This is a genomic window from Mitsuaria sp. GD03876 (assembly GCF_029840635.1).
In the GTDB taxonomy this organism is placed as follows: domain Bacteria; phylum Pseudomonadota; class Gammaproteobacteria; order Burkholderiales; family Burkholderiaceae_C; genus Roseateles.
In genome coordinates, this window is record NZ_JAOCCU010000001.1 from 255597 (window position 1) to 274165 (window position 18569).

Annotated in this window: 17 protein-coding genes; 13 read left to right on the forward strand and 4 right to left on the reverse strand. The window is 66.9% G+C overall.

What is annotated here, in order from left to right:
* Positions 1–78: 78 nt before the first annotated feature.
* The 11 genes from ilvB to N5D62_RS01275 all read left to right on the forward strand — a co-directional run bounded on the left by ilvB (position 79) and on the right by N5D62_RS01275 (position 14294).
* A complete protein-coding gene (ilvB, locus tag N5D62_RS01225; RefSeq protein ID WP_279755534.1) occupies positions 79–1875 on the forward strand; it encodes a biosynthetic-type acetolactate synthase large subunit in 1797 nt (598 codons plus the stop codon).
* 89 nt (positions 1876–1964) lie between these two features.
* Positions 1965–4277, forward strand: a complete 2313-nt coding sequence (locus N5D62_RS01230; protein ID WP_279755535.1) for an ATP-binding protein — start codon at positions 1965–1967, stop codon at positions 4275–4277.
* Complete coding sequence (locus N5D62_RS01235) at positions 4264–5202, forward strand: hypothetical protein (RefSeq protein ID WP_279755536.1); 939 nt, start codon at positions 4264–4266, stop codon at positions 5200–5202. The genes N5D62_RS01230 and N5D62_RS01235 overlap by 14 nt, the downstream gene beginning before the upstream one ends.
* A gap of 208 nt (positions 5203–5410) precedes the next feature.
* Positions 5411–8554 carry an FG-GAP-like repeat-containing protein gene (locus tag N5D62_RS01240; protein WP_279755537.1) on the forward strand — a complete coding sequence of 1048 codons (3144 nt, stop codon included), beginning with the start codon at positions 5411–5413 and terminating at the stop codon, positions 8552–8554.
* Between the two features lie 126 nt (positions 8555–8680).
* Positions 8681–12262: an RHS repeat-associated core domain-containing protein gene (locus tag N5D62_RS01245; protein WP_279755538.1), complete on the forward strand. Its 3582-nt coding sequence runs from the start codon at positions 8681–8683 to the stop codon at positions 12260–12262.
* A 6-nt stretch (positions 12263–12268) separates the two neighbouring features.
* Entirely contained in the window at positions 12269–12613 is a 345-nt protein-coding gene (locus N5D62_RS01250) for a hypothetical protein (protein ID WP_279755539.1), read from the forward strand.
* A 31-nt stretch (positions 12614–12644) separates the two neighbouring features.
* Entirely contained in the window at positions 12645–12980 is a 336-nt protein-coding gene (locus N5D62_RS01255; RefSeq protein WP_279755540.1) for a hypothetical protein, read from the forward strand.
* Between the two features lie 4 nt (positions 12981–12984).
* On the forward strand, positions 12985–13440 hold the full coding sequence (locus tag N5D62_RS01260; protein WP_279755541.1) for a hypothetical protein: 456 nt from the start codon (positions 12985–12987) through the stop codon (positions 13438–13440).
* An 8-nt stretch (positions 13441–13448) separates the two neighbouring features.
* Positions 13449–13700: a hypothetical protein gene (locus N5D62_RS01265; RefSeq protein WP_279755543.1), complete on the forward strand. Its 252-nt coding sequence runs from the start codon at positions 13449–13451 to the stop codon at positions 13698–13700.
* A 49-nt stretch (positions 13701–13749) separates the two neighbouring features.
* On the forward strand, positions 13750–14094 hold the full coding sequence (locus N5D62_RS01270) for a hypothetical protein (protein ID WP_279755544.1): 345 nt from the start codon (positions 13750–13752) through the stop codon (positions 14092–14094).
* The gene (locus N5D62_RS01275; protein WP_279755545.1) at positions 14091–14294 is read left to right on the forward strand and encodes a hypothetical protein; all 204 of its coding nucleotides are present in this window, start codon (positions 14091–14093) and stop codon (positions 14292–14294) included. The genes N5D62_RS01270 and N5D62_RS01275 overlap by 4 nt, the downstream gene beginning before the upstream one ends.
* A 75-nt stretch (positions 14295–14369) precedes the next feature.
* Here N5D62_RS01275 and N5D62_RS01280 read toward each other — a convergent pair whose 3' ends face one another.
* The 4 genes from N5D62_RS01280 to N5D62_RS01295 form a co-directional block, all read right to left on the reverse strand.
* Positions 14370–14702 (reverse strand): hypothetical protein, encoded by a 333-nt coding sequence (locus N5D62_RS01280; RefSeq protein WP_279755547.1) that lies wholly within the window; start codon positions 14700–14702, stop codon positions 14370–14372.
* A gap of 70 nt (positions 14703–14772) precedes the next feature.
* A complete protein-coding gene (locus N5D62_RS01285) occupies positions 14773–15261 on the reverse strand; it encodes a hypothetical protein (RefSeq protein ID WP_279755549.1) in 489 nt (162 codons plus the stop codon).
* Positions 15262–16317, reverse strand: a complete 1056-nt coding sequence (locus N5D62_RS01290) for an XRE family transcriptional regulator (protein ID WP_279755552.1) — start codon at positions 16315–16317, stop codon at positions 15262–15264.
* A 64-nt stretch (positions 16318–16381) separates the two neighbouring features.
* On the reverse strand, positions 16382–17059 hold the full coding sequence (locus N5D62_RS01295; RefSeq protein WP_279755554.1) for a GntR family transcriptional regulator: 678 nt from the start codon (positions 17057–17059) through the stop codon (positions 16382–16384).
* A 212-nt stretch (positions 17060–17271) separates the two neighbouring features.
* Between N5D62_RS01295 and pcaC the strand changes: the two genes are divergently transcribed.
* Together pcaC and N5D62_RS01305 are read left to right on the forward strand one after the other, a co-directional pair.
* The gene (gene pcaC, locus N5D62_RS01300) at positions 17272–17670 is read left to right on the forward strand and encodes a 4-carboxymuconolactone decarboxylase (protein ID WP_279755557.1); all 399 of its coding nucleotides are present in this window, start codon (positions 17272–17274) and stop codon (positions 17668–17670) included.
* A gap of 9 nt (positions 17671–17679) precedes the next feature.
* Complete coding sequence (locus N5D62_RS01305; protein WP_279755558.1) at positions 17680–18567, forward strand: NAD(P)-dependent oxidoreductase; 888 nt, start codon at positions 17680–17682, stop codon at positions 18565–18567.
* Positions 18568–18569 lie beyond the last annotated feature (2 nt).

The window sequence follows — 18569 nt, forward strand, 5'->3', positions numbered from 1 at the left end:
AGGAAGATTTGCTGCGAGCGAGATTCTATGAGGCAAGAACGGCAACCCTTTCCGAGGGGGCGCCGGGATACTGCCCGCATGAACGCATTGATCGACGGCGCCGAGCTGGGCGCCCTGAGCACCGCCACGCGGGCGGCTTCGACGAACGCCGCGCCGGCCGCGCGCAACGGCGCGCAGACGCTGCTGGACACGCTGGTCGAGTGCGGCGTGGACACCGTCTTCGGCTACCCCGGCGGCGCGGTGCTGCCGCTGTACGACGCGCTGCACGGCGAGCCGCGGCTGCGCCACATCCTGGTCCGGCATGAGCAGGCGGCGGTGCATGCCGCCGAGGGTTACGCGCGCAGCACCGGCCGGCTGGGCGTGGTGCTGGTGACCTCGGGGCCGGGCATGAGCAACACGACCACCGGGCTGCTGGACGCGCTGTGCGACTCGGTGCCGGTGCTGTGCCTGAGCGGGCAGGTGAACAGCGCGTCGATCGGCACCGATGCCTTCCAGGAATGCGATGCGCTGGGCATCTCGCGGCCGGTGACGAAATGGAACGCCCAGCTGCGGCCCGGCGGCGATGTCGCGGCGATGGTGCGCAAGGCGGTGGCGCTGGCGCAGGGCGGGCGGCCCGGGCCGGTGCTGCTGGACGTGCCCAAGGATGTGCAGCTGGCGGTGGTGCCGCCTCGGACGGTGGTGCGGGCCGCGCAGGAGCGGCTGCCGACGCCGCCGGTGGCGAACGGGCCGGACGCGCGAACGATCGAGCAGGCGGCGGACTGGATCGCCGCGGCGCGCCGGCCGGTGTTCTACGGCGGCGGCGGGCTGGTCAACGCGGGCGACGCGGCCTGCGCGGACTTCGCCGCGGCGGTCGCGCTGAGCGGCGCGCCCTGCACGCTGACGTTGATGGGGCTGGGCTCGTTGCCGGCGTCGTCGCCGCAATGGCTGGGGATGCTGGGCATGCACGGCACGCTCGAGGCCAACCTGGCGATGCACCACGCCGACCTGATCGTGTGCGCGGGCGCGCGTTTCGACGACCGGGTGACGGGTCGCCTGGACAGCTTCGCGCCTGGCGCGCGGGTGATCCATCTGGACATCGATCCGGCGTCGATCGACAAGGTGCGCCGGGCGGACCTCGCGCTGTGCGGCGACGCGCTCGCCGTGCTGCCGCGCCTGCGCCGCGCGCTGGAGCGGCGGGCGATGCCGGCGGCGCGCCTGGCCGACTGGTGGTCGACGATCGACGGCTGGCGGGCGCGGCGCTCGCTGGCCTTCGAGGACACGCCGGAGGTGATCGCGCCGCAGGCGCTGATGACGCGGCTGCGGGCGCAGCTGGCAAGCCGCGACGCGATCGTGTCGACGGACGTGGGCCAGCACCAGATGTGGGCGGCGCAGCACCTGGCTTTCGAGCAGCCGCGGCGCTGGCTGACCTCCGGGGGCGCGGGGACGATGGGCTACGGGCTGCCGGCGGCGATCGGCGCGCAGGTGGCGCATCCGGACCGGCTGGTCGTGTGCGTCAGCGGGGACGCGTCGATCCTGATGAACATCCAGGAGCTGGCGACGGCGCGGCAGCACCGGGCGGCGGTGAAGGTCGTGCTGTGCAACAACGGCCACATGGGCATGGTGCGGCAGTGGCAGGAGCTGCACCATGGCGAGCGCTACAGCCACAGCTACAACGCGTGCATGCCGGACTTCGTGGCGGTGGCGAAAGGCTTCGGCTGGGGGGCGGCGCGGGTGACGCGGCGGGAGGAGCTGGATGCCGCGCTGGCGGAGTGCCTGGCCAGCGACGGGCCGTTCTTCCTGGACGTGGCGGTGGCGCCGGCGGAGAACTGCTTCCCGATGATTCCGGCGGGGAAGGGGCATCAGGAGGTGATGCTGGCGGCGCCTCCTCAACCCTGAGGATGCGCCGAGCGGCGCGGCCGCCTTTCCGTCCGATTCCGACGGCTCGCGCGCCGCAGAATCCCTCGGACGACATCGAGGGACAGGACATGCAGAGATTCAATCGCGGCGACGTGCAACCGCCCCCCGCACTTCAAAAGGGCTGGGTCTCGTCGAGCCGGAGGGAGTTGGTGGACTTCATGCGATCGAAGAACGTCGTTCGCCGTCAGACCTCCGCGCCACGCCTCGGCGACATCCGGGGCCTTGAGCCCGGAGAGGGCATGAACGAGGCGCTCGGCGCGCTGTTCCGCCGGCGATGCGCCTTCTGCGAGGCAGCGGTACCCGTCCGGGCTTATCACTTCCGTCCCGTGAGCGAGGCGTTGCCGGCCCAGGGACAACCGTTGGACCATCTCTACTACGCTTGGCTGGCTACCGCGTGGGAGAACATCTACGCGATCTGCGAGTCCTGCACGCCGTCCAGGCCAGAGTATTTTCCGGTCCAGGGCGCTCGATCCCCGATACCCCGACTGACGCAGCTCAGGAAGTTCGCCGAAGCGAACTCGGGGCTTTGGGGGCAATCCATCGAAGAGAAACCGCTTCTGCTGGACCCGTGCAGTCGGGTGAACTTCCACCTGCATCTGCTTTCGCGCTGGGACGGTCATTTGAAGGGGCAGAGCCGGCGAGGCGAAGAAACGATCGAGCACTTCAACCTCAATGCGATGGAACGCGTCGCATCGCGCGCCATCCATTACCGCGAACGTGTCTCTGCCTTGATCTCCCACGCCGCGCGGGCGACTGGCGAGATCGACCATCTGTTTGACTTCCCGTCGCTGGAGTACGGCGGCACTTGGTATTTCCAGTTGCGGCGACTCGCCCTGGCGACGAGTCGAGGAAGGGTGACGCCATCGGACCTGACGCCAAGCCAGATCGGGAGCTTCTTCAAAAAGCACGTGTTGGTGAGAGGGGGAGCAGAACGCATCCAGGAGGCCTGGCAAGGGTTGATCGCAATTGATGCCGACACCGCCGTGCGGGAGCGCGCGGCGGGAGCAGAAGGTCCCCGCATCGGCCCATCGCCATCGACGATCAAATCGGTCCGCCTCTCCAACTTCAAGGCCATCGAGGACCTGACCCTGGACATGCCCGCCAGCCCGTCCGGCACGACAGAGGGCACCGTACCGTCGCTGCTGATCCTTGGCGAGAACGCTGCCGGCAAGAGTTCGATCCTGGAAGCCATCGCGCTCGCCCTGGTCGATGACGCAGCCCGCGAGGGCTTGCAGGCCGGACAACGCTGGGTGCTCGATCCCGGCTACATGGGAAAGCCGTCGAGCCAGAAGCGCAAGGCGCAGATCACGATCGAGGCCACGCGTGGCAAGCGGCGGCTGACCATCGGTTCCGACGGTTCGTTCAAGGCAACGCAGGACAAGACGTGGCAAGCGTTGCCGGTCTTCGCCTATGGCGCGTTTCGCCACTATCGCTCGGCCGGTCGCGCACGACCGGAAGACGAACACGATCACGTTCGCAATCTGTTCGACGCTGGCGACCTGGCCAATCCCGAGCAATGGCTGCTGAGCCTCGCCGAGGATCGGTTCAGCATGGTCATCCGCGCCCTGCGCGGCATCCTGTCGATCGAAGGCAAGTTCGATGTCGTCCAGCGTGACCGCAAGACGGCCACCTGCTACGTGGTGACGCGCGTCGACGCTGATGGCCAACCGATGCGGACACCGCTTCACGCGGTCTCCTCCGGCTTCCGGTCCGTGCTCGCGATGGCGTGCGACGTGATGCGTGGGCTCATGGACGCCCGCAGATTCCCGGCCTTCGAGTCGTTGGTGACCGCGCACGGCCTCGTGTTGATCGATGAGGTCGAGGCCCACCTCCATCCCCGCTGGAAGATGCGGATCATGGACGGCCTGCGGGAGGCATTCCCGCGGATGACCTTCATCGCGACGACGCATGACCCGCTCTGTCTGCGGGGCATGAACGACGGGGAGGTCGTGGTGCTTCAGCGGATCGCGGGCGAGCACGCTTCATCTTCCGGGCTCCCCGTCTTCGTGGAGCGGGTGGTCCAACTGCCCGACGTGTCTCAGTTGCGGGTCGACCAGTTGCTCACGTCGGACTTCTTCCAGCTTCACTCCACCGACTCCGCGCGGATGGAGAAGGACATGGCGCACATGGCGGATCTGCTGGGGACCCCGGAGGGCACTTTGAGTGACGCCGATCGGGCGACGCTCGAAGCGTTCCGACGCGACGTGGCCGAGGCGTTGCCGGTCGGCAGCAGCGAAGTTCACCGCGTGGCACAGGAAGCGCTCGCCGAGTATCTCCAGCAGCGGCGTCAAGCCTCGGCGCAGCGGATGCAAGAGCTCAAGGGCGAGACGCGGCTGCGCATCGTCCAGGCGCTTGGCGGGCAGCGTCATGCGCAAAGTTGATCGGGGTGCCGGCGCGCCCGGCGCGTTGAGCGCGAAGGATCGGCAAGGGCTCACCGAACTGGATCGCGTCCGCAAGCATCGAAGCACCCCTTCAGCAGGCGGCTTCGAGTTCGCGGCCTACAAGCATGCCGACGTGAAGCGAAGGCTCGACGATCTCTTTCACGGCAAGTGCGCGTACTGCGAGACCTTCTACGCCGCATCGGCGCCGGTCGATGTGGAGCACTATCGCCCGAAGGGCGCGGTCAGCGAGGATCAGACGCACCCCGGCTATTGGTGGCTCGCGATGGCCTGGGACAACTTGCTGCCCAGTTGCATCGACTGCAATCGCCGGCGGGAACAGCTCGCGCCCGATGCCTCGACCAGTCTCAAGCAGCTCGCGGTCGATGCCACCGGTCACAACGGATTCCAGCGGGTGCTCTCGGGGAAGAAGGACAGTTTTCCCCTCGCGTCCGGGGGGCGTCGATTGCTGGCGGAGAGCCAGTCCTACGCTGAGGAGCAGGCGCTGTTGCTGGATCCGACCCGAGACGATCCGATGGAGCATCTGCGGTTCCATGTTCAATCGCCCATCGGGCTCGTGCTCCCCGCTCGCTCGGGCGGCCGCCCCAGCCAGCGCGGCGCCATGTCCATCCAGATCTATGGGCTCAATCGGCTGGGATTGGTGCAGGACCGAACGCGGGTGCTCCGCCACCTGGAGTTCCTCGGGGACCTGGCGGTCGACCTGAGCGCAATGGCGCAGGAACTCGACACCCCTGCGGCTCGGCAGGCGCTGGCCCAGGCAGGCGTTCTTCTGGTCCCTGAACGCCTGGCGCTGCTGCTGGATCGAACCCTGGCAGAGATGAAGGGCATGGCGGAGCCGAAGGCGCCGTACTCGACCATGGTTCAAGCGTGGCTCGCCGCCTTTCAAGATCGCCTGATGCAGGCCTGACGGAGGCGTGATGATGTCGTGATGAATTCGTGCGCTGTTCGCCATGTCGACGTGAAACCGTCGTCAAGAAATCGGGAGGACGCCGCATAGAATCCGCGCCGATCGCGGGCCCGACAACAACTCCTCGGTGAAGGAAGGGTCCGCACCGGACCGCCGCGTGGCGTCCGCCAGATGAATCGGCGCCGGCTCCCGGCGTCCGGGAGGAAAGATGACGAAGTGGATCGTGGCCCGCCAGGGCGCTCTGGCGGCAATGGCCGTGTTCGCGCCGTTCGCGGCAGTCGCGGCGACGCTGGCCGGCTCGACGCCGGCAACGCTGACCGTGTCGGATGCCGGGGCGGCGATCTACCAGATGCCCATCCAGGTGCCGCCTGGGGTGGCGGGGTTGCAGCCCCAACTCGCGCTCAAGTTCGACAGCCAGGGCACGCGCGGCATCGCCGGGGCGTTCTGGTCGCTGGACGGTGTCCCCGCGGTGCGGCGCTGCCCCAGGACCAAGGCGCAGGACGGCGAGCGCGGCGGCATCGGCCTGAACGGCAACGACCGGTTCTGCTTCGAAGGCCAGCGGCTGACGCTGGAGAGCGGCGCCTACGGCGCCAATGGCGCGGTCTACCGGCCGGAGATCGACAACTTCTCGCGGATCAAGTCCTTGGGCGCCGCCGGCAACGGCCCGCAGTCCTTCACCGTGGAGGACAAGAACGGCCTGAAGCTGGAGTTCGGCAACACCGCGGACTCGCGCCTGGTGCCGCCACTGGGCTCGGGCGCGGCGCAGTCGACGGTGCTGACCTGGTATGTGAACCGGATCTCGGACCGCAGCGGCAACACCATCGATTTCAGCTACGACACGGTCGACGGCGAGATCACCTTGAAGGACGTCGTGTATGCCGGCGGCAAGGTCAAGGTGTCCATGGGCTACGAGGCCGACTGGAACCCGCGGTCGCTTTATGTCGCGGGCACGCGCGTCAAGTACACCAAGCTGCTGAGCCGGGTCACCACCCTGCTCGTCGGCGCGGGCACGAACGGCGCGGACCGCGCGGTGAAGCAATACCGCCTGGCCTACGAGTACGGCGACGCCCGTGGCACCACGCAGGACCGTCAGCCGATCGCGCGACTGACGTCGGTGAAGGAATGCGTGTCGGGCGACGAGGCGGCCGATTGCCTCTCGCCGCTGAGCTTTACCTGGCCAAACTGGACGATCCCGGCGAACTGGAAGATGTACGACCCCACGATGGTCGGCAACCCTTCCGATCCAAAGCTCAAGTTCACCGACTCCACGGGCTTCGGCAATGAGGGCGCACACCGCCTGCGCCGCCTCGTCGACATGAACGGTGACGGCTACCTGGACGTGGTGGCCTTCGGCGACGGCGGCGTCTATGTCTACCTGTCCGGCCCCAACGGCCTCTATCCGGCCGAGCCCAAGCTGGTGACCCGCGCCTTCACCGCCTCCGGGGACAGCTCGGGCTGGTATGACAACCCCATCCGTTCCGGCTCCGGCGGTTATCGCTACCGGACGCTGGTGGACATGAACGGCGACGGTTATCCCGACATCCTCGGCTTCTCCAACCTGGGGCAGGGCAACTTCGGATCGAACGTCCCGGCGGCCGGCGGCTACGTGGCGTACTGGGACCCGGTGCGCCAGGTGTTCGACGACACCCCCACCAACGTCATGCCCTCCAACCAGCTGGCGGGCGGCGGCCATTACTGCAGCGACCGAACCTGGGTCGACGACATCGGCGCCCCTCGCTACATCCTGGACATGAACGGCGACGGTTATCCCGACGTCCTGCGCTTCACCGCGGACGGCGGCTTCGTGGGCTACTGGAATCCGCAGACCCGGCAGTTCAACGCGCCGGTGCAGGTGAGCAACCTGAAGATGAACGCGGACGGCTGGTACGGCTCCGGCTGCGCGGGCTACCTGTTCTATCAACCGCTGTTCCTGGAAGACATGAACGGCGACGGCTATCCCGACATGGTGGGCGTCAATTACGGCGGCATCCACGTGGCTTATTGGGATCCCGCCGCGGGCAAGTTCGGCGACCTGTCCCAAGTCAGCTCGACGATGTACGCGCGCCCCAACGTGTCCGCCCAGATCCGCATGGCCGACATGAACGGCGACGGCTATCCGGACCTGGTCGAGTTCAAGCCCGAGGGCGTCCGCGTCGCGATCTGGACCGGGACGACCTTCCTGGATGCCAGCGTGTGGACGACGGAGATGTCGGGAAGCTACTGGGATTCGGACGCGTCCAAGAACCCGCGGCTGCTGGCCGACGTGGACGGCGACGGCCTGCCCGACCTGGTCGGCTTCAACGGCAGCGGCATGAACGTGGCGATCTCCAACGGCTCGAGCTTCGGCACGAGCGCGCTGTGGACATCGGTCTTCCGCACGACCGCCTCCGGTACCGACATCTTCGGCAATACCTGGTACGAGACCACCAAGACGCCGCGCTTCTTCCAGGACGTGAACGGCGACGGCTACGCGGACGTCGTGGGCTTCGGCGGCAAGTCGATCGCCATCGCGAGCCCGACGACGCGCGCCATGCGACCGCCCCGGCTGTTCACCGACGGTTTCGGCTCGACGACGCTGGTGGAGTACATGTACATGCAACCCACCGCGGGCTACGACATCTACAGCGGCCCAGCGACGCAGCCGACCTTCCCCAAGCGTCAGGCGAATGGCCCGACGAAGCTGGTGCTCAGCGTCAGCAAGCCCGACGGCGTCGGCGGCACGCGCACGTGGAGCTACCAGTACAAGGAACGCGTGGCGGACTTCTTCCGCGGTGACCTCGGCTTCAAGTCCCGCACCATCTACGACGAGAACACCAAGACGCAGACCCTGCGGGTGTTCGACAACATGAGCTACCCGGCCAACCTGCTGCAGGAGCAGCAGACGACGGATGGCGTAGTGGTCGCGCGGACCGACTACACGCCGCTGACCGTGACGCTGGGCTACGCGGCGGAGTACCCGACCAATCCCCGGCGGATGCTGGCGACCGAGCAGATGGTGACGCAGCGCTGGGGCCTGGACCAGAAGCGGGTGAGCAGCGTCACGACGCGCAACGAATACGGCGGCACGCAGGAAGGGGACGTGTCCTCGCCGTACGTGCAGTGGGGCGACCTGACCAAGCAGACGGTCACCGACGACGTCGGCACGACGACCACGGCCACGGTCTACAAGGCGGACCGCACCAACTGGCTGATCGGCAAGCCGACTTCCCAGTCGGTGACCACGGCGCGCGGCGCCGTGACGGCCTCGGCGACCGCGGTGGACGCCGCGCCGGCAAAGGACGTGAAGGCGCTGCCCAAGCCGATCTCGACGGAAGCGCTGTCGGCCATCCTCAGCATCCTGCTCGACGACTGAACGCAGCGACGCGATGACGGGGGCCTCGGCCCCCGACGAAGAACAAGGACCGCGCGGTGCGCGGCATCAATCCGGGGACAGCGGGCCGCAGAACGGCCGGAGCCTGTCCAAGAGGGAGAGAGTCAGATGAAGAACATCGATGCGATGCGCGGTCGCGTCCTGAGCACGCGCCGAGCGATCGGCCTGGCGGCGAAGCTCGTGATGGCGTCGCTGGCCGGCTCGGCGCTCACCGCGGGCGCGGCGACCTTGAACGTCGACGCCCAGAGCGCGACCAGGGAAATCAGCCTGGAGTACTACGCCGACACCGGTCTGCTGAAGAAGCGCGTCGACCAGCCCAACGGGGGCCAGAGCCAGAAGCTGGTCACCGAGTACGAGTACAAGAAGGGCAATCCGACGCTGGAGAGCCGGACCGGTTGGGCCGGCCCCGTCGGGCAGCAGACGCGCAAGAGCGGCACGGCGTGGAGCGCCGACGACCGCTTCCCGAGCGAGCGGTCGAACGGCGTGTGGACGCAGCCGGAGAAGGTCACCTTCGATCCGGCCTTCGGTGGCATGACGATGCGCGTCGACCCCAATGGCTGGGTCACGCGCTGGGAGTACGACGGCCTGGGACGCAAGACGGTCGAGCGTCGCGGGTATGCGAGCGAGACCGCCACCACCTACACCGACTACACGCAGTGGACGTATGAGGCCTGCACGGCCGGATGCACCACGCCGGGCAGCCAGGAGGCGGTGCTGATCGTCACCGCGACCATCCGTTCCAGCGCGGGCGCGCAGATCGGGCCGGTGGTCAAGTCCTACGTCGACCGCCTGAATCGCGAGATCCGCAGCGAGACGCAGGGCCTGGACGGGACCGGGCAGGTCGCGGCGATCTACAAGGACACGCTGCACGACCGGCGCGGCCAGGTGACGATGGTGTCGCAGCCGTACTTCGCGACGGCCACGCCGTCCCGGAACTGGACCTACATCGACACCGACGACCTCGGCCGGGTCTCTCGCGAGACGACGCCCAACAACGCGATCACGGACGTGAGCTACGACGGTCGCGAGACGACGACGCGGCAGACCGTGCGCGGCGTGGAGCGTCTGCGCAAGAGCGTCTCCGATGGACGCGGACGGCCGGTGTCGACGACCGACGCGCGGGGCAACTCCTCGGGCTTCATCTACGACGCGCAGGGCAGCATGGGCCGCGTGCTCGGGCCCTATGGCGACGTGATGTCGGTGGCGTACGACGCGCTGGGCCGCAAGACCAGCCAGAACGACCCCGACCTGGGCGACTGGAGCTACGGCTACAACGCGTTCGGCGAAGTGATCTCGCAGACCAACGCGCTGAACAAGACGTCGAAGATGACGTACGACGCGCTGGGCCGCCTGGTCCTGCGGGAGGACAACGACCTGTCGACGACCTTCGTCTACGACACGGCCACGTCGGGCCTGGGCCGGCTGGCGAAGGTGTATTCGGACAACGGCTACTGCCGCGAGCATGGCTACGACGGCCTGGGCCGCCCGACCACGACGCTCATGAAGCTGGGCAGCAGCGCCTGCGGCAACGGCACGGAGTCGCTCGGCGGCCGCGTGGACTACGACGCGTCCGGCCGCGTGGCGACGCAGACCTTCCCGACCGGCTTCACGGTCACGCGCGGGTATCACGACACGCTGGGCATCCTGACCTCGCTGTCCAGCGCGCAACTGGGCGGCACGGTGCTGTGGAGCAAGACCGGCGGCGAGCCGGGCGGACAGCCGACGGCGTTCAGCTACGGCAACGGCGTCGCGACCAAGGTGGACTACGTCGGGACCGGCATGGGCTGGGTGAGCGGCATCTCGGCGGGTCCGAGCAACGCGGTCCAGTTCTCGCAGTACGCGCGGGACGAGATCGGCCAGGTCGTGCGTCGCGATGACAGCTTCGACGTGCCGGTCGGCCTGTCCGAGTGGACCGAGGTCGACGAGCTGGGCCGGTTGAAGGCGTACTACCGCAAGTCGCTGGTCGACCAGACAGTGGTCCCGGGCAGCCGCATCACGGTGGGCTACGACGCGGTCGGCCGGATCGTCAGCAAGAGCGACGTCGGCACGTACTACTACGCGCAGCCCAACGGCCAGCGCCCGCACGCGGTGACCGCGGTGCGCGGCGCGGCGAACGTCGACTACGAGTACGACGCCATCGGGCAGATGAAGGTCCGCAACTTCGCGGACTACCTGTACACGGATGCCGGCTTCCTGCGAATGGCCGGGGCGACGCGCAAGTGCCATGAGTTCCTGTACCAGGGCGAAGGCCTGCGGGTGCAGCAGACGATCTTCGATTCGAACTGCCGGCAGGGCAATGGACAGCCGCAGAACGGGAGCTACCCGGTCGCGCGCACGCTGTACATGCACCCGGACGCGAGCAACGGCCTGAGCTTCGAGCGCGAGACCAAGGGCGGGGCTACGCAGTACAAGCATTACGTGGAGGCGGACGGCCGCCCGATCGTCGAGGTGGTGAGCACGTCCGGCTCGGTGGGGGTCGGCACGCCGGTCACGCTGAACTACTTCCATTACGACCACCTGGGCTCCGTGGTGGCGGTCACGAACGCCGGCGGCGGTGTGGTCGAGCGTCGCAGCTTCGACCCGTGGGGCCGGGTGCGCCAGACCAACGGCACGGCCACCGCGAACGGTGACCTGCCGAGCGGCATGAACGCCGCGACCGATCGTGGCTTCACGCTGCACGAGCATCTGGAGGGGCTGGACCTCATCCACATGAACGGCCGCGCGTTCGACCCGCTGCTGGCGCGGTTCACGAGTGGGGATCCGAAGATCGCCGATCCGCTCGACGCGCAGAGCTACGACCGCTACGCGTATGTCTCGAACAAGCCGCTGGATGCGAGCGATCCGACGGGCTACCAAGCGAGCTACGCGTTCTCGTGGGGCGCTGCTGGGGGTGGTGATTCGATGCTCCGAAGCATCGGTGCGTATATCGGGATCAACTTCAGCTTCGGCGGCGGACAAGGCGCCGCGGCTTCTTCAGGCAATGGACAGACGACGGTCGCGGTTGGCGGTGGACAGGCTGCCGGACCGTCTGCCTATCCCAAGGCCATGGAATCGAATGGCGAGCAGAGTGCTCGCGCGCCGAAGACGGGGACGAAGGAGTGGTACTACGCTGCCGCCGCTGACTTTGAAGAGAGTGCCATCCAGTACCGGAGAGACCATCCGATCCTGGACATGTTCACCAACAACAGCGCAATACAGTTCCAGAATGCCGAAGACTCGCGGCTCATGGGAGACCTTGCGGACGGCACGCTCTCGAAGCAATCGCAGGCCCACATCGGTATTGCTGTCCTGAGCATGCTCGCCGGGCGCGCAGTCGCCGGAGCCAATCGAGGTGGACCGGTCGTTGCCTATGAGGTCGGCGTCTACAGGGACCTGAAGCGTCGCTCGAAGCCTGGCGACGGGCTCGACGTTCACCATGTCGGCCAAGCGCATGCGGCACAGCAGGTCATTCCCAATTACGACCGTCAGAATGCGCCGGCCATCACGCTGCCGGAGCGGGAGCACGGGCAGATTCCAAATATCAAGGGCATCTTCACGGCAGCGACGGCACAGGAGCGACGCAGTTTCCTCGCCAACGACATCAGGAATCTGAGAAATTACACCGCTGCGCCAAACAGCTCGCTGCAGAAGCTGATCGAGCTGAACAAGTCGATGTATCCGATGTCTTTCGCCAAGCCTCCCAAGGAGTAGCCCAGCATGAATAGCGAAGCTTTTGTCGAAGCGATTCAAAAGTTCGTGAGGGATTCGGCCGTTGAGTCGACGGTCAGTCTGCATCAGGCACCTCCCGGAAGGCGGCCCGCAGCGGATCTGGTCGCGAGGTCGAATTGGTTCAACGCGTTGTCGGCCGACGACGTGGCACGCGTTGAAGAAATGATGGCGCAGGCAGCTCATGCTGCCGTGTTTGGATTCTTGGCGGTCTTGGATGGTGTCCGGACGATCGACACCGAGAATGGCCGCTTCGAGTTGTTCTACGTTGGCGATGAGCGTTCCCTGCTCAATCCGCCAGACCGTGATCTTCACGATCTGCTCGATCGTCCGTAGTCCTGAATACGGTTAACTGCTCAAAGCGCTCATGAACGTGTTTGCCAAGACCTTTGTCGCTTTGACCGCGGCCATTTCATGGACCTCGAGTTTTGGCGGAACCGCCAGCGGCCGCGTCTCCGCCCCCAACTTCATGCCCAACGGCGCGGTGATCTTCTACGTCGAAGGCAGCCGGAATTCCCCGCCCGCCTGCGCGACCGAATCCCGCCGCTTCGCGCTCAACGGCGCGACGCCTCAAGGCAAGACACAGCTATCCGGTTTGCTGCTCGCCTACTCGCAAGGCAAGACGGTGAATGTCTACGGCACCAACAGCTGTTCGGTGTGGGGTGATACCGAGACGCTGGACTTCTTCGCCATCGTGGATTGAAGACGTGAAAGGGAAGAAGCAGGTCTTCAACCTTTACGTCCGCGACGGCGTCGCCTACCTGCCCGTCACGGCACGCACCACGGCGGGCTACTACCTCGATGTCGACCCGGTCGTGACGCTCGATCCACCCGACGCGGCATCCCTGGAAGCCGCCTTGCGACGCGTGATGACCGCGGGAAATCCTGAGCGACCGACGCCTTCGCGCGCGAGCTTTCCAGCTCCTGTAGTTCTCGCTCCCGCAGGCGTGAAGAGTTGGGGGACCTTTGTCAAGCGCGCCGCGAATTTCTCAATCGTGCTCAGAGACGCCGAGGTCGAGATCAATGAAAGCGGTCCTGCTCTGGACGGGGATTGGACCGAGGGGCGCATGGATCGATTGGCTTGTCCGCCCGAGGAGGCGGCTCGCGCGATCGCGATTCATGTGCTGACGCGGATTGCGGCGCGTGACGACATTCGGGCTTGAACATGTCCATGCGAGACCTGCCGCGTTCAAATGGGGCCGGAATGATGAAGCAGCTTTGCCCCAGGTGTGAACAAGGCGTGATCGACAAGGCGCGCGTCCGCATCAATTCAACGGTGCTTTTCGTCTGCGCGGAATGCGAGGCAACCTGGTTTTCGCTCGAGGCGATCGGCAACGAGCCCTGGGTCGATTTCGGCACCTATTTGAAGTCGATCGGCGGGCGTTCTGTTTGGGCCGAGGTCGACGTCATGGAAGCCGACTGAACCGGCTCCAAGGAACTCGCATGTGGTGGACAACTGAAGGAGGCATGGCGTGAAGACCGAAGACTTCGTGCAGGCCATTCAAGAGCATGTGCGCGACGCCGCCGTGCAATCGACGATCGATCTTCACAAGAGCCCGCCGGGTCGAAAACCCGATGTCGACCTCGTGGCGAGGTCCGCGTGGTTCAACGGGCTATCGCCGGACGATGCGGCCCGTGTGGAGCAGATGGTGGCCCAGGCCGCTCATGCGGCGGTGTTCGGATTCCTGGCCGTGCTCGATGGCGTTCGGACGATCGATACGGAGAACGGCCGCTTCGAGCTTTTCCATGAGGGGCGCGAGCGGGTGCTGTTGAATCCACCGGATCGTGATCTGCATGACTTGCTGGATCGCCCATGAGCAACATGTCATCGCCCTCCCAAACGACGCCACGGTTGTATGAGGCCATCGTCTGGAAACAGGCCGGCGCGCAGCCCGGCGAGAGAACGTCGCTGCTCGCGACCAGCCTGGAAGACGCGAAGCGGCAATTGAGGGCGCGCTTTGGCGAGGACCTCGTCTTCACCCTGTACAACCAGGACGACGCTGACCAGGCGCGCTAGCCAACGACGCTTGAAAACAGAAACGCCCGGTCAAGCCGGGCGTTTTCATTTCCGCTCGGAGATCCGAGCCATCGCTCACTGCACCACGAGTTCCACGATCCGGCAGTACCCGGCGCCGTCTTCCTCGACATACAGCGAGACATTGCGGCCCTGCGCGTACGCCATCAGCATCGTCGCGATCTTGCCCTTCGCGCCCGAGTCGGCCTCGTTGACGAAGGCCCAGTTCTGCAGGCAACCCGCCGAGTCCGGCAGCCCCTGCACGCGGAAGTAGTAGTTGTTCCCGCCGGACACATACGGCCCGGCCGGCTTGAACGCGCCGGTGAAACGGCCCGGCGCGGCGGTCGCCACCATCGGCAGCGTCATCGCCGCCAGTGCCACCACGGCCAAGCCTCGCGTCATCTTGCTCATCGTGTTTCCTCCCTGGATTGGAGCGGCGGATGTTAGCGGGGCGGAATGACGGGCGTCTTGCTCCGGATCCTCAAGCCGCCCACGCCTTCAATCGCCGTTCGCACTCGTCCGCCGGGAATCGAGCTCCGGCAGTCAGCATGCGTTCAAGCCCCGCGGCAAGGGCTGCTTCATCGACGACGCCATGCGCCAGCAACTGGTCGAGCAGCCACAGGGCGCCATGCACGGTCATCCCGTCCTTCTGCGCCTGCTTGCGCAAGCGCCCATCCCCCGTGAGGAGGGGAAGGCCGGTCCGCCGCGCCAGGAAGTAGCACGACACATCCGCCAGGGAACTGTTGTTGTGATCCGCGGAGAGCCGCAGCAACTCGGTGATCGCGTCGCCGTCGAGCGATTCGACGGTCAAGCCTCGCCGGATCAGGTCCTCGTGAGCGAGGTCTTCAAGCTCGTGGAGAACGAAGTCCGTGCAGCACAGGATGAAGGGCAGGCGAAACAGCTCATCCAGCAGACCAGCATTCCGGAAGTCGATCCAGATGTTGGTGTCGCTGACATAGACGCGTGGCATTCATGCTCCCGCCGCCGGTGCCAGGGCCGGTTCCAACGCCCCCAGCGGGCGCTGCAGGAACTCCGCCGCGCGCGACGCGCTGAACAGTCCCTCGGCCAGGCCCCAGAACACCAGCGACTCGAACCGTCGCGGCTGTTCGGGCAGCAGCGGCTCCGGCTCCGCGGTGCGCCACCCCGACTTCGAGAACTGGATCACCGCGGACATGTAGCCGCTCTCGCTCAGCAGATCGAGGTCCTTCAGGCGGCGCAGGGCGACCTGCATGGAGACGCCGTACCGCCGTTTCGCATTCAGCAGTTCGCCAGGATGCACACGGGAACGTCGATGGGCACCGAAGTCCAGGAGCACTTGCTCGTCCGGATATAGGAAGGCACCGGCGAACCGATGACAGCATCGCTCCTTGTCGGCCTCCGACATGCCGTCAGGCAGGGCCATCACCCAATGGCCGAGCTCATGGGCCGCGGTGAACCGCACCCGCTCGCCCGGGCGCGTGGTGTTCAACGCGATCAGGACATGCTGGCCATCCTCCGTCGCCGCGCACGCGCCGTCGAAGTCGTCTCGCGCCTCGATCAGCGCGACCTTGATGCCGCGCTCTTCCAGCAGCTGCGTCAGGTTGGCGATGGCGTCCCGGCCGATGCCCCAGTCCTGTCGCAGCTGCCGCGCCGCGCGCTCCGCGTCGTCGACCGCCAACACGCGCAGGACCTGGGGATCGGTCGGTGGAATGCGGAGATCGATCGAGTCGAAGCAGCGCTCCAGCGCGATGTAGCGCTCGAGGTGGTCCCGCATCTGCTCGCCGACCTGTTGCTGCCGGTACTTCGGCATGCGGGCCAGCTTGCGAAACTCGAGCGGCGCGAGCGTCACCGCGTCGGCACGGAAGAAGTATTCAGGCCGGACGCCCAAGGCCTTGGCGAACTGAAGCAGGCGCGTGGAATTCGGGACGGCGTCGCCCCGTTCGAACTTGCTCAGCGCCTGCTTGGTGATATCGCCGACGGCCTGGGCCAGTTCATCGAGGCTGAGCCCCTTCAGGACGCGGGCCCGCCGGAGTCGGTCGTGGATCATCGCGTGCTCCTTGGTTGACGATCATTCTATTTCCGATGAGATCGTCAACCAATGACCGATTCGCTCACATCCCCTCGCCGGCCGCCACCATGCTCCTCAACACGTTCTCCACCGCCTGCCTCACATGCTCGCCGCACAGCCGCGCGGCCAGCGCGCTGTCGCGCTGCTCGATCGCCGTGACGATCGCATCGAGCTCCCGCAGCGTGTTGGGCAGCCGCCCCGGCTGCGCCATCGAGATGCGGCGCAGCACCGTCACCCGGTTGTTGAGCTGGCGCAGCATCTGCCCCGCCACCGCGTTGCCGCAACCCTCGACCAGGATGTCGTAGAACTGGTTCTTCAGCGCCAGGATCCCCGCGCGGTCGCCGGCCTCGTGCGCCCGCGCCAGCTCCGTCAGCTTCGCCCGCAGCGCCGCCCGCTGCGCCTCCGACGCGTTCCCCGCGAACCCGCCGCCGGCCAGGCTCTCCAGCGCCGCGCGCACCTCGTAGATCTCGCGCACCTCGTCGCGCGAGATGCTCGTCACCTCCGGCCCGCGGTGCGGAATGATCGTGATCAGCCCCTCGGCCTGCAGGTGCTGCAGCGACTCCCGCACGCAGGAACGGCTGACGTCCAGGCTCTCGCACAACTCCCGCTCGGACAGCTTCTGGCCCGGCGCCAGCACCCCGTCCAGGATCGCGGTGCGCAAGGCCTGCGTCGCGCGCTGGCGCAGGGAGGTCTCTTCTCGGGCGACTTTCAACAGGCTCATGGGGCGGCATCCTAGCTGCGGCTGGGCGATGTCCGGACATCCGGGCGGACGGATGTTCAGAACGTCCGATTGTCATACACCGCCCACTCGCCGCTTTCAATCCAGGAAATCGCGATGTCGGATTGTCGGACAATCTGACTACATTGAATCCCATGGACGGCGGTCCCCCGACCGGCGGTCTTTCCACCCCCCAACATCCCCAGGAGTTTCCGATGACCCGTGCGTACGCCCCGAAGAACCAGGCCCTGTTCGACCAGGGGCTCTCGACCCGGCGCGAGGTGCTGGGCGCCGAGTACGTCGACGCCTCGATCAAGAACGCCACGGACTTCAACATCGACATGCAGGAGCTGGTCACGCAGTACTGCTGGGGCGATGTCTGGAACCGTCCGGGCCTGGACCGTCGCACCCGCTCGTTCCTGAACCTGGCGATGATCACCGCGCTGAACCGCCCGCACGAACTCAAGCTGCATGTCCGCGGCGCGATCAACAACGGCCTGACGCGCGACGAGATCAAGGAAGTCTTCCTGCAGACGGCGATCTACTGCGGCGTGCCGGCGGCGATCGACTCGTTCCGGGTCGCGGCCGAGGTGTTCAAAGAGATGGACGCCTGAGGAGCCGCCATGAGCCACGCTGTCGCCGACCCCAAGCTGCGCATCGGTTTCATCGGGCTGGGCATGATGGGCACGCCCATGGCCCACCTGCTGCACGCCGCCGGCCACGCGCTGGTGGTGCAGGACGCCCGTCCCGAGGTCACCGCCGCCTTCTCGCAGGCCCATGCCGGCGCGCTGGTCGCCGCGTCCGCCGCGGACTTCGCCGCCTGCGACGTGCTGATCACGATGCTGCCCAACTCCGACATCGTCGACGCGGTGCTCGCGCCGATGGCCGCGCGGCTCAAGCCCGGCGCGGCGGTGATCGAGATGAGCTCCGCCGACCCGAGCCGCACCCGCGCGCTGGCCCAGCGGCTGGCCGAGCACGGCGTCTCGCTGATCGACGCGCCGGTCTCCGGCGGCGTGAAGAAGGCCGTGGCCGGCACGCTGGCCATCATGGTCGGCGGCGACCCGGCGGTGTTCGAGCAGATGAAGCCGGTGCTCGCGACGATGGGCCAATCGATCTCGCACGTCGGTCCGGTCGGCGCCGGCCATGCGCTCAAGGCGCTGAACAACTACGTCTCCGCCGCCGCGCTGATCGCCACCGCCGAGGCCATCCATGTCGGCGCCGCCTTCGGCATCGATCCCGCGACCATCGTCGACGTGATCCAGGCCTCCACCGGCCGCAACAACACGACCGAGAACAAGGCCCACCAGTTCATGCTGAACGGCGCCTTCAACTCGGGCTTCTCGCTGGCGCTGCAGGCCAAGGACGTCGGCATCGCCGCGTCGCTGGGCCGCGCGATGGGCCTGCCGATGGCGTTGGCCCAGGACGTCCACGGCATGACCGCCGCGGCGTCCGAGGCGCTCGGCCCCGGCGCGGACCACACCGAGCTGTACCGCTTCGTCGGCAAGGCCTGAGG